Source organism: Algibacter lectus (assembly GCF_004368925.1).
Lineage (GTDB): Bacteria > Bacteroidota > Bacteroidia > Flavobacteriales > Flavobacteriaceae > Algibacter > Algibacter lectus.
Genome location: NZ_SORL01000010.1, coordinates 35,651 through 48,093, shown reverse-complemented (window position 1 = coordinate 48,093; position 12,443 = coordinate 35,651). Strand labels below are relative to the sequence as shown.

The window sequence follows — 12,443 nt, the reverse complement described above, 5'->3', positions numbered from 1 at the left end:
ATTTTGATGTGCTGTTGGATTTGGAATTTGGCTTTGCTCCAAATTAGCATCCATTCTGGTGTTAAAATATCTAAAAGTAGCTCCAATTTCGGTAGTGAATAAATTTTCGAAAGACGTTAAATCGAAAAAGGAGTAATTGTCTAAATCATCGTCACAGGCTTCTAAAGTTTCGGTAACAGTATTAACATTGGTAGATGTTCTAATACTGATATTAACTGCTGCAACAGCCCAACAATCAAATTGATTTTCTACTCGAATATATACAGTATGATTATCATTTGGAATGGCATAATTTGTAGTGTTAGAAATAGCTCCTGTTTCATTTTCAGCATTTGAGAATGAGGTGAAGTATGCGAACACTAGATTGGTGTGGTCTTGGATGATTAATGCATTTAAGTCGCTTAAGTCTAGCGTGTAAAATCCGTCGAAATCGGTATCGCAAATAGTATGACTGCTATCAATTAATTTAGGTGTAGCGAGTACTTTTAAAATAACGCGACCTATAGAAAAACAGCCCGTTAATGTATTGTCGAATCTAACAAAAATATTATCGGTTTCTGAAGCTGTATTGTGATTTTCGGGTGTTGAAATTAGAAAAGCTGTATTTGCGGTTTGTGCGCCTACTTCATCGGAGTAATAAGTAATATCAAGTCCTGTAGTATTGGCTAACATAGCCGGAATAGCAGTGGTTAAATCAAACTCTTCGGAAAGGTTAAAATCATCGTCGCAAGCCGTAAGTTCTGTGTCGTTTACAGTGATAGGAAAAGTGAAGTTTAATGTTATTTCAGCAATTGAAAAACATCCCGTGGTTCTATTTGTAACCCTTATATAAATAGTTTGCGGAACACTAGTAATTAGATATCTATATGAAATTGCTCCACTGTTATTAATAGCATTGTTTTCTGAAGTAAAATAACGGAATGTATGATTTGCAGGGTCAGAAATGATAGCGTCATGACTTAAGCGCAAGTCGTAATATTCGCTGCCATCGGTGAAGTTATCGCAAACGGTAACATCAATGTTGTTAACTACTGGTGAGGAAATTAAGCTGAAGTTAATGGCTCCAGAAATATCGCAACCATCTGGCGCGGAAAGATTAACAAATAGGGTTGTGGTGTTTGTAATATTCGCCGTAGTTATTGGTGTGTTTTTATTATTTGCATCATCTAAACTGTTGTAATACGTTAAATTGATGTTGTTTTGAGTTCCAATTATCTCTGAGTTGAAATTGGATAAATCAACATTGTTTTCAATACCATCATTTTCAAAATCACAAAGACTTAGCATATTAGATCGCAACTCGGGTATGGAGACAATTGTTATTTCTATTTCGGCTGTGTTATAGCATGTTGTGGTTGTATTATATAAACGAACAAAAACGGAATGGTTAGATGTTGCTAAATAATTTTCAGGTGTTGGTATTTGTGCTGTAGGTTCGCCTGTTTCTGCCTCCGCTTCGGTATTGTAAAAAGAAGCTTCGTAGTTTATAAAATTTGTGTTTACATCTGGTAAAGCATCATTTAAGTTAACTAATTCTTCATTATTGTTATCGCTGTCACAAGCTTCAATTTCGGCATCGTTGGTAGTTATTATTGGATAAAAATCGAATGTAATATCGGTTTCTGTTGTACAGCCGTCTGGTGTAGTTACAAAGACATTAATAATTCGTGTTGGTCCAATAATGTTGTAGGTTTCTGGTGAGCTAATGTCTCGTCCGTAAATGTCTTCATATTCGAAAATGGCACCTGTTTCTGTAGTGATGTCATCTTCATATTGAGTAATGTCATGTATTTCTCTGTTGTTACCAAATTCGTCGCAAATAGTTGCTAAAACCGGATTAAGAAGTATGGTGGTTTGAAAATCTAAATTAACTTCTTCTACTGTAGAATCGAGTTCGGTTCCTTCAAAAACTAAAGCAATACGAGCATAAAGCGTTGTTGGTGTGGTAATATTTATTTCAGTAATAGCACCAGTATTGGCGTCGGCATCGGTTTCTATAATATGATAGGTGACAACCATGTATCTAGAATCATCAAAACTAGAAATTAAGCTGTCATCATATGCGCTCAATGTTACTAATTCTTCGGAATCGTTATCGGTATCACAAATTTGAAAATCTCCATCGATAGCTCCTCCGGAAAATCCAACAGACTCTAATTCGATACTTCCTATGGTGATACAGCCAGAATCTGTATTGGTGAAAACAACAAAGACTTCGGTTTCAGGATTGGTAACCCCAAAATTAGCAGGATCACTTATTAAACTGCTCGAATCTTGTATTTGTGCTCCATTTTCAGAATCGTAATATTGAACAGTAATACCTGTTAAATCGGTTACCATATCATTGATAGATGTGGTTAAATCGAAAATAGTTCCCGTACTGACTTGGTTATCGTTTTGGACGGTTACACCATCAATATATGTGAAATTTATAGGGAAAACTTCAACACAACCATTTGATGTGTAAGATCGTACCCAAATTTGAGAAGCGCTATTTAAACGGTAAACTTCTGGGTCTATAGGATTGCTTGTGGCATTTGGATCAAAAGGATAAATGTTTCTTTCCGCCCAACTTTCATAAAGATGATAACTAAAGTTTAAAGTCGCGGTATTGTTCGATTGTACATCTGTTTCATGTTGTGTTAAATTGTAAATAGCAATATTAGAACAAAGCGTAACCTCAATAGGTGCAACAACGGGAACAGGATTAAGAACTATGGGTATTTCTACAATATTTGGGCAAGATTCATCGGGTTGAAGCGTTAAGCGAACAAAAACAGAATCGCCATTTGCAGCGGTTAGATTGGTTTGCGGATTTAGATTGTTTTCAGCTTCATTTTGATTTAAATGATACGTAAGTGTAGCGCTAGATTGGCTACCAATAATTTGCGTGGTGTAATCGGAAAATGTTATAATTTCTGAATTATCATTATCTACATCGCATTCTGAAATTTGATAGAGTTGTGAGGTTGCTAATTCTTCTAGATTAACGGTTAATGTACCTACATCAAAGCAACCAACGCCACGTTGTAATCTAACATATATGTTTTCTGTTGGGTTTGTTAATAGGTAGTTCTCTGGAGTAGGTATAGGGTTAGTTTCATTTTTTGCATCGTCTGGAGAATTATAATAACTCAACACTAAACCAGTTTGTGTACCAACCATTAATGGCGCATAGGTTGTTAAATCTATAGTCTCTTCTCCAACCAAGTCAATGTCGCATACGGTTTGCACATTGTCTATAGCTATTGGGTAAGAGAAATCAATGGTAATATCTATGGTATCTTCTAAAACAACATCTGTGCCAATACACATATCGTAAGTTACTCTAGCGGTATAACTTGTCGATTCTTCTGGGCAAATGGTTATTTGATCGCCTGTTGCAATGAGTGTGTTGCTAGCATCTCGCCATTGAACTACCGTTGTTGGAATTCCGTTTGGTGTAAACCGCCAAGCTTCATTAGTGGCGCTCCATATACCAGAATTTCTGTCGGTAGGCGTTGTTGCAGAAGTTCCATCTTCATTTTGAATTCCTATTAAAGCATTTTTTCGATAAGCTCCAGATGTTGTTTCGCAGTTAATTGGTTTGTCCTTGATATAAACATCAATAATATTTGAAGTTTCGTAGAGTACAATTTGAGTTGTAGACCTTGTGTTTTCGCAATTAAAATGGTTTAAGTTTTCGTAACTAATAACAAAGGTTCGTTGTGGAGCGGTGCCTGTAATATAGGTTTTAATTTCGCCACATTCGTTTTCTGGTGTGCTCGGGTCGTCGGTGCAACCAAATACATTGTTATCGTTTGTTAAATCGTGATAAGCACCAAATATAGCATTGGTTGGCATGGATGAGTTTGGTAAACTTCCTGAAAAATAAGGGCTATCTGCAAGAGCCAGTGTCGTGTTGAAACTGATTAGACCATTATCTCCAAGAATAAAGGAATTGAAACCTTCGTTATAAAAACAAAAATCGAAAGGTAAGGGGAAAACAGAACTCCATTTATCGTCAGCAGAAACGGTTACCGAATTCTCATTTGTTAAACCAGATAAGTTAGTAAAAGGTATACTGTTTACTTGGTAAGAAGTGGTTTCGTAAATAGTGGTATAATTGGCTTGTAAAACAAAACAACGGTCAGCATCCGTGGGATAATCACAATCTACCAAAATATCTGTTAAACCTCCCACATCGCTAATTTCAATTGAAGGGGTGATATTTTGTGAAAAAAGTATGCTTGGTAGTATTAGGGATATAAGGAGGGACCTATAGTGCCACATATAATTATCTTGATTATTTTAATAAAAAAATAAATATATGGAAAATAAGATTTAACAAAGCTTTAAGTTTTCTTTGTTCGACGTATCTCGTTTTATAGGTGTTGTATTGATTGGTTTTTGAGGAGTGGTTGACGTTTAATATTGCGGTGTTTTAGTTTTGAATACGGAATTTGGAATTATTGGCTCTTTTGGATAAGTAACATGTTGTGTTTTCTAAAGGTATAGGTGTTAGGTTATTATAAAGTTAGCCCGTTCTATATCAACTTCATTGTTGGTGCTTTTAAGGTGTAGTGAAATAAAGTGAAAATTTATATTAATTTGTAACCTATAAAGTTGTTCTTTTTGTAGGGTTTAAAAAACACATAAAAACTAACATAGTGATAAAATAAATAATAGAAAAAACAGTATAAGTAGCTGTACCACCAACGGTAGGAGATACAGGTAATATTAATATAGACATATTTAACATATACTGTAACAGCCAAACGCAAATGCCGCTTTTAGTTTTTGAATAAACAAAAGTGCACATACCTGCGGCTCCTAGCATATTAAATAATAAAGGTATTATTGGTAGATCAGTAATAACACCTGCGTTTAAATAAACGACAGGAACCCACCATAATGTCCAGAAAAAGCCAACTATTTGACTTGCGTAAAATGGTTTTGTGATTTTTGATAATTCACGAACAGAATAGCTTACCCAAACAACTTCACCTACAAAAGCCCAAATTAAAATAACAAGGCTGCTTCTTAAAGTTATAGCTGTATGATCAAATTTTAAAAAACTATTATAATCACCTTCATAATACAGACCTTTTAGTATTAGCGTTATTGAAGCTATTGTTAATGCAAATAATAGACTAAATAAATACCATTTAGGATTTACTCTCCAGTTTAGCATAGGTTTAAAAATGTTTTTTATGCCTTCTATGCCTCTTGTAAATTTAACAATAATAATAAGTAACAATAAAAGAGAGTAAAAACGACCATGTGTATAAGCAAAACCAGGAATCAACCCTTTAATTCTGGCATAAACAATAATTGTACATATAATGGGAGCTAGAATTAAAAACACCCAAATCTCATTTTTTTTAATAAATTCTTTCATAATAAATTCAAAACTAATTTTCAAAAGCAATGATAATACCGTTATTAAAATAGAGTAAAATCTGATAAAATAATCAAACTTAACAATTAGTTTATCGGATTTTATAGTATTTACGAGAGGAAATTGTTGCCTTTTATTTGATATGTATTATTCTTGTATCAAGAAAATTGATACTCTCGAAATAATACAAATAATATCAATTGCTGCAAATATAACTAATTAATTAATGGGTAAGTATTCTTTACTAATTTCGACTTGGTAAAGTGTGTTTTTCCAATTTTAGATGCAAAATACTTTCATGATTTGGAGTGTTAAAGGCATTTCTTTCTAAGTAAAAAGAGTATTAAAAAATATAAAGTAAACCATGAAACCTGCTTATAATATCTTAGGACCTACATTGGAGTATCCAAAATCAACTCTTCATGAACTTTTAGAGAAGCAGGCTATAGCTTACCCTAAAGCCGTAGCTTTAGAGTTTGATAATGAAAAAATTTGTTACGGTAAGTTACAAGAAGATATAAATAAAACAGCCCATTACTTATGGAGTAAAGGGGTTCGTCCTGGTCAGATTATAGCTATTTCATTAGACAGGTCTCCTGATTTAATTGCTTCTATTTTTGCTGTTTTACAATGTGGTGCTGCTTATGTACCTATTGACGCTAGTTACCCCACACAGAGATTCGAAATGATTATTGCTGACTCAGAAGCAAGCTATATCATTTGCAAATCGACTAAAAATGATCTTTCAGATACGTCTAAAAATATTTTCATTGAAGACATTATTGAAGGCAGAAATGATAATTCTTCAAAATCTCTTGATTTAATAGTACAACCAATATCGGTTGCTTATATAATTTACACTTCGGGTTCTACAGGCAAACCCAAAGGTGTTCAAGTTTCTCACCTTAATACTATCAATTTAGTTTATTCTATGGGTGTAGAACCAGGAATTAGTAGAGAAGATAAAATTTTCGCCCTTACTACCATTTCATTTGATGCTATGGTAATGGAAGTTTTTCTTCCATTACTTCATGGGGCTTCTATTGTTTTAGTTGATGAAGAAACAAGACTTGATGGTGAAATACTATTAGAAAAAGCTTTAAAAGATAATATTACCATGATGTGGGGAACTCCAAGCATCTGGCAAATACTTTTAGATTCTGACTGGAAAACACCTTTAAAAATTAAAGCATTAATTGGTGGTGAACCTGTACCATTAAATTTAGCTACTAAACTCCTAGACCTTTGTAGCGAATTATGGAATATTTATGGCCCAACTGAGACTACTGTTTGTGCTTTTCTGACAAAAATTTCTAAAGGAGATACTCAAATTGCAATCGGAAAACCTGTTGCAAACACACACGCTTATTTAATTGATAAAAAAGGAAACCATGTAAATGAAGGAGAAATAGGTGAAATTGTAATTGGTGGTGATGGTGTATCATTAGGTTATTTAAATAGACCCGAACTTAATACTGTATCATTTGTTGATGATCATTTTGTTGCAAATAATAAAATGTATTTTTCTGGCGATTTAGGGAAGCTTTTACCTAATGGACAAATGCAATGTTTAGGGCGTAGAGATCAACAAGTAAAAATAAGAGGGCATCGAATTGAATTAGGGGAAATTGAAAAAGTTATTGAAACACTGCCAAATATTAAAAAAAATGCAGTCTTAGTTAATAATTTAAAAAGCGGAGAACCAAGATTAGTTGCCTATTTACAATCTGCAACAGCTGATCAAGACTCGAATATTGTTCGGAATCAATTAGAAGAGATTCTTCCTGAATCTATGATTCCTTCAATTTTTATTTGGTTAAACGAATTTCCAATTACTACAAATGGTAAAATTGATAAAGAAAAATTACCACAACCAGAATATGTAAGGCCAGATTCTGCACCACTTTTTAGAAAGCCGCGTACAAAATTAGAAAAAGATATAGCATCGATATGGAGTGACCAACTTCAGGTGCCAAGCATAGGTATTGATGATAACTTTTTTGAAATGGGAGGAACATCGCTACTTACACAAAAAGTAGCGACCTTAATGAGGAAGCGTTTCAAACTAAAAATACCAGTAACAAAAATTTACCAACACCCTACTATTAAAGAAATAGCAGCGTATATTGAAAATGACGGTAAAACAGCGTCTTCTATTGATTATTCAAAATCAAAAAAGAATAAAACATCTAGTGATGTAGCTATTATTGGTATGTCGGGGAGATTTCCTGGAGCTGAAACAATCGAAGAGTTATGGGAAGTTCTTAAAAATGGAAAAGAAACTACATCATTTTTTACTTCTGAGGAACTTGATAATTCTATTTCAGAATCTTTAAGAAATGATCCACTTTATGTAAAAGCAAGAGGGATTGTACCATCTGTTAAAGAATTTGATGCTAAGTTTTTTGGTCTAAACCAAAAGCTAGCTGAAGCAATGGACCCGCAACAACGTTTATTTTTAGAAATAGCTTGGGAAACTCTTGAACAGTCAGGTCACCTACCTAAACATTACAAAGGAAGTATTGGAGTTTATGCGGGTACGGGCACAAATACCTATTATAAAAATAATGTACTGCCTAATAAAGAGTTGCTAAATAAAGTTGGTGTACTTCAGGCAAATACTGTTAATGAAAAAGATTATATATCATCGAGAACTGCATATCATTTAAACCTTAAAGGACCTGCTGTAAGTATACATTCTGCTTGTTCAACATCATTGTTAGCAATAGCTGAAGCTGCAGATGCGATTAGAAATGGTCGTTGTGATGTTGCTCTGGCAGGAGGCTCAAGTATAACAGCCCCTATTCATAGCGGACATCTTTATCAAGAAGGTTCTATGCTTAGTCCTGATGGTCATTGCCGTTCTTTTGATGAAAAAGGAAAAGGCACCGTATTTAGTGATGGTGCTGGTGTAATTCTTTTAAAAAGTTTGGAAGATGCTAAAACAGATGGAGATATTATTTATGGAGTTATAAAAGGTGTTGGTATAAATAATGATGGTGGAAATAAAGGAAGTTTTACTGCGCCAAGTACTGAAGGTCAAGCTGGCGCTATATCTAACGCATTGATTGATGCCGGTGTACAGCCTTCTGAAATTAGTTACATTGAAGCTCATGGTACTGCAACACCTATTGGTGACCCAATAGAGATTGAAGGACTAAAAATGGCTTTTGGAAAACAGCCTGTTAACGGGTATTGTGCTATTGGAACTATTAAAAGTAATATGGGCCACCTTACTGCTGCAGCTGGTGTTGCTGGTGTAATTAAGACAATATTATCACTAAAAAATCGTCAAATTCCCCCATCATTAGGTTTTGAGAAACCAAATCCATCTATTGATTTTGAAAACAGCCCGTTTTACGTTAATAACAAATTAAACGCTTGGGAATCTGATGGTCTCAGAAAAGCAGGAATTAGCTCTTTTGGTGTTGGAGGAACAAACGTGCATATCGTTGTCGAAGAATATGAAAATGAACAAAAAGTTTCTAGTGCTTCGCGATCGTTACAGGTTCTGCCTTGGTCGACTAAAACACAAAATAGTTTACAAGGGTATCAATCTGAATTAGGGAATTATTTAAAAACAAATACTGATTTTTCCCTTGCTGACGTTGCTCATTCTTTAGTCAATACTAGAGATTCGTTTGCAAATAGAGGATTTATAATCGCTGAGAATACAGAAGATGCTTTTCATAAATTATTATTATTAGACGACAATAAAAACATTAAAACACATTTACTAAATATTACCTCTAGTGAATTAGCTTTTTTATTCCCAGGGCAAGGTGCACAATACCTTCAAATGGGTAAATCGCTTTATACTGAAGAAAAAGTATTTAAAGAAGCTGTAGACAAATGTGCTGACTTATTAAAGTCTTATATAAAATTAGACATAAGACAAATAATTTACCCTGAAGAAAATTCAGAAGAAGCTGAATTAAAACTAAAAGACACAAAATACACACAGCCTGCATTATTTGTTGTAGAGTACGCACTTTCACAACTATGGATGAGTTGGGGGGTAAAGCCAACATTACTTTGTGGCCATAGTGTTGGTGAGTTTGTAGCAGCTCACTTAGCAGGTATATTTACTTTAGAAGATGCGCTACACCTTATCACAATGCGTGGTAAACTAGTCAGCGAACTTCCGGGTGGTAGCATGCTATCAGTTCGATCTAACATTGAGCTAATTAAAAACATAATTCCTGAAACACTGTCAATTGCGGCTATTAATTCAGATCGATTAATTGTAGTGTCAGGACCTGATAAAGAAATTGAAAGTTTTTCAAAAGTTTTAGATGTAGAAAATATTGCTAATAAGCTTTTATTAACGAGTCATGCGTTTCACTCTACAATGATGAATCCTGTTTTAGAAATTTTTGAAGCAGAGGTAAAAAAAATAACATTAAATGTACCTCGATTACCTATAGTATCCACAGTAACTGGAGATTGGTTAACTGATGCTGAAGCGACAAGTTCAGAATATTGGACGAATCACTTAAGAGCAACCGTAAACTTTTCGGGAGCCATGGAAACTGTTTTAAAACTAGAAGATCCTTTATTGCTAGAGGTAGGCCCTGGCCGAGCGTTAACAACTTTGTCAATGCAAAAAACAGGTTTAAAATCTTTAGCTTCTATTGCTAGCTTATCATTTCCTAAAGAAAATGAAACAGCTCACCATTCTGTATTGCATGCATTAGGTACTTTATGGCTACATGGAGTAGAACCTAACTGGAATTCTTTTTATGGTGACCAAACTAGACAAAAACTTTTATTACCATCATACGTATTTGATCGTAAACCTTGTTGGGTAGAGCCTTTATCTATCGAATTAGATGCTATTAAACAAATCAATAATATAGTAAATACCGAAGATCAGTCTATTGATCTAGTGCGTAATACCGAATATAAATTTATGAGAAAACCTATCCTTCTAAATAAAATATCAGAGATTATAGAAGAAAACTCTGGAGTTGAAATTGAAGCTAATGATTTTAATCACAGTTTTTTAGAACTTGGTTTAGATTCTTTAGTGCTCACACAAATGGCTATAACATTTAAAAATGAATTTAATACGCCAATTACATTTAGGCAGTTAAATGATGAACTTGGTTCACCAAATTTGTTAGCAGATTATATCGATAAAATTTTACCTAAAGAAGCATATGCGCCTGCCCCGGCTGTTAGCCCTGTTCAAGCACAAGCTTCTGTAAATTATACAGCGCCAAGTACGCCATCGCCGCAGCCTGTAAATGTGGTAAGCAACCCTAACCAAAATACGGCATTAGGTTTAATAGCTCAGCAACTACAGCTTCTTGGGAAACAAATGGAATTATTACAAGGTCATGATAATATCGTTGCACAAACGCAACATGCACCTACTCCTGTTGTTCAAGACCAAAAACCAATTATAGCTCCTATTATCATTGATTCAGAGGGGTTGTCTGAAGATGAAAAAAAGGAACATCAAAAACCTTTTGGTGCGTCCCCAAAAATAGAAAAAAAGTCAACAGGTGTAAATAGTAAGCAAAAAGCATTTTTAGATAATTTAGTTGAAAGCTATAATACTAAAACAGCTGGTAGTAAGGCATATTCTCAAAAACATCGTAGTCATATGTCTGATCCGAGAGTTGTATCGGGTTTTAAACCAGAAACAAAAGAACTTGTATACCCAATAGTTGTTGAAAAATCATCAGGAAATCGACTATGGGATTTAGATAACAATGAATATATTGATACTTTGAATGGTTTTGGTTCATGCTTATTTGGTCATCAACCAGACTTTATAAAAGAAGCATTGCACAAACAAATTGAAAGTGGTTATGAAGTTGGGCCTCAGCATCCATTAGCTGGTGAGGTTTGTGAGTTGCTTAGCGAGTTTACAGGGCATGAGCGTATTGCCCTTTGTAATACCGGTTCTGAAGCTGTTTTAGGAGCTATGCGTATTGCTAGAACCGTTACGGGGCGTTCGCTTGTGGTTGCCTTTTCAGGTTCTTACCATGGTATTAATGACGAGGCGCTTGTAAGAGGTTCTAAAAAACTTAAAACTTTTCCAGCCGCGGCAGGTATTTTATCACAATCTGTTCAAAATGTTTTAGTTTTAGAATATGGTACAGATGAAAGTTTAGAAATCATTCGCCAACGTTCGCACGAATTAGCTGCTGTTGTTGTTGAGCCAGTACAAAGTCGTAGACCTGAATTTCAACCTATTGAGTTTCTTAATAAAGTTCGTGAAATTACAAAAGCATCGGAAACAGCACTTGTATTTGATGAAGTTATTACTGGGTTTAGAATGCACCCAGGTGGAGCGCAAGCCTTATTTAATATAAAAGCAGATATCGCTGCATATGGAAAAGTAATAGGTGGAGGTCTTTCTATTGGTGCGATTGCAGGAAATAGTACTTGGATGGATGCCATTGATGGTGGTTTCTGGGAGTATGGAGATGAATCTTACCCTGAAGTAGGTGTTACTTATTTTGCTGGTACCTTTGTTCGTCATCCGCTTGCTTTAGCAGCTTCAAAGGCTTCTCTAGTTTTCATGAAAGAGCAAGGGCCTGAGCTACAAACTAAATTAACAGCAATGACTGAAAATTTAGTTTCAGATTTAATCATTGAAATCAAAAAACGTAAGCTTCCAATAGAAGTTAATTATTTTGGTTCTTTATGGCGATTAAAGTTTTTAGAGGAAATACCGTATTCTGAATTACTTTTTGTTTTAATGAGAGAAAAAGGAATTCACATTTGGGATGGTTTCCCTTGTTTTATTACTAATGCGTATAACGAACAAGATATAAATAAGCTTAAAAGCGTATTTGTTTCTTGTTTAGATGAACTTGTTTCAGCTGGTGTTTTTAATTCAAACTCAAAAAATAGCACATCATTTACATCAGATTTAAACGAACCACCAAAAAATGGTGCACGCCTAGGTATGGATGAACAGGGAAATCCTGCATGGTTTATAGAAGATTTGAATGTAGAGAGTGGCTTCGCTAAAATAGAGTTGTAAGAAAACTATTTTTTTTCGACTACTTTATATGTTTTAAATCAAAATTAATGTAAAACCCTA

3 protein-coding genes are annotated in these 12,443 nt (G+C 34.4%); 1 reads left to right on the top strand and 2 read right to left on the bottom strand.

Annotation, left to right across the window (positions count from 1 at the left end; all coding sequences use genetic code 11):
• Positions 1-4,182: hypothetical protein (locus DFQ06_RS19445; protein ID WP_166668888.1), on the bottom strand; the 4,182-nt coding region annotated here is incomplete at its 3' end.
• Positions 4,183-4,597: 415 nt separating this feature from the next.
• Positions 4,598-5,380 carry a hypothetical protein gene (locus DFQ06_RS14200; protein WP_133968372.1) on the bottom strand — a complete coding sequence of 261 codons (783 nt, stop codon included), beginning with the start codon at positions 5,378-5,380 and terminating at the stop codon, positions 4,598-4,600.
• A 364-nt stretch (positions 5,381-5,744) separates the two neighbouring features.
• Here DFQ06_RS14200 and DFQ06_RS14190 point away from each other — a divergent pair, with 364 nt between their 5' ends.
• On the top strand, positions 5,745-12,383 hold the full coding sequence (locus DFQ06_RS14190) for a polyketide synthase (protein WP_133968370.1): 6,639 nt from the start codon (positions 5,745-5,747) through the stop codon (positions 12,381-12,383).
• Positions 12,384-12,443 lie beyond the last annotated feature (60 nt).

Excerpts from the sequence above, each read along its gene's own strand:
- DFQ06_RS14200 (WP_133968372.1), bottom strand. The coding sequence starts at position 5,380 with ATGAAAGAATTTATTAAAAAAAATGAGATTTGGGTGTTTTTAATTCTA.
- DFQ06_RS14190 (WP_133968370.1), top strand. The coding sequence starts at position 5,745 with ATGAAACCTGCTTATAATATCTTAGGACCTACATTGGAGTATCCAAAA.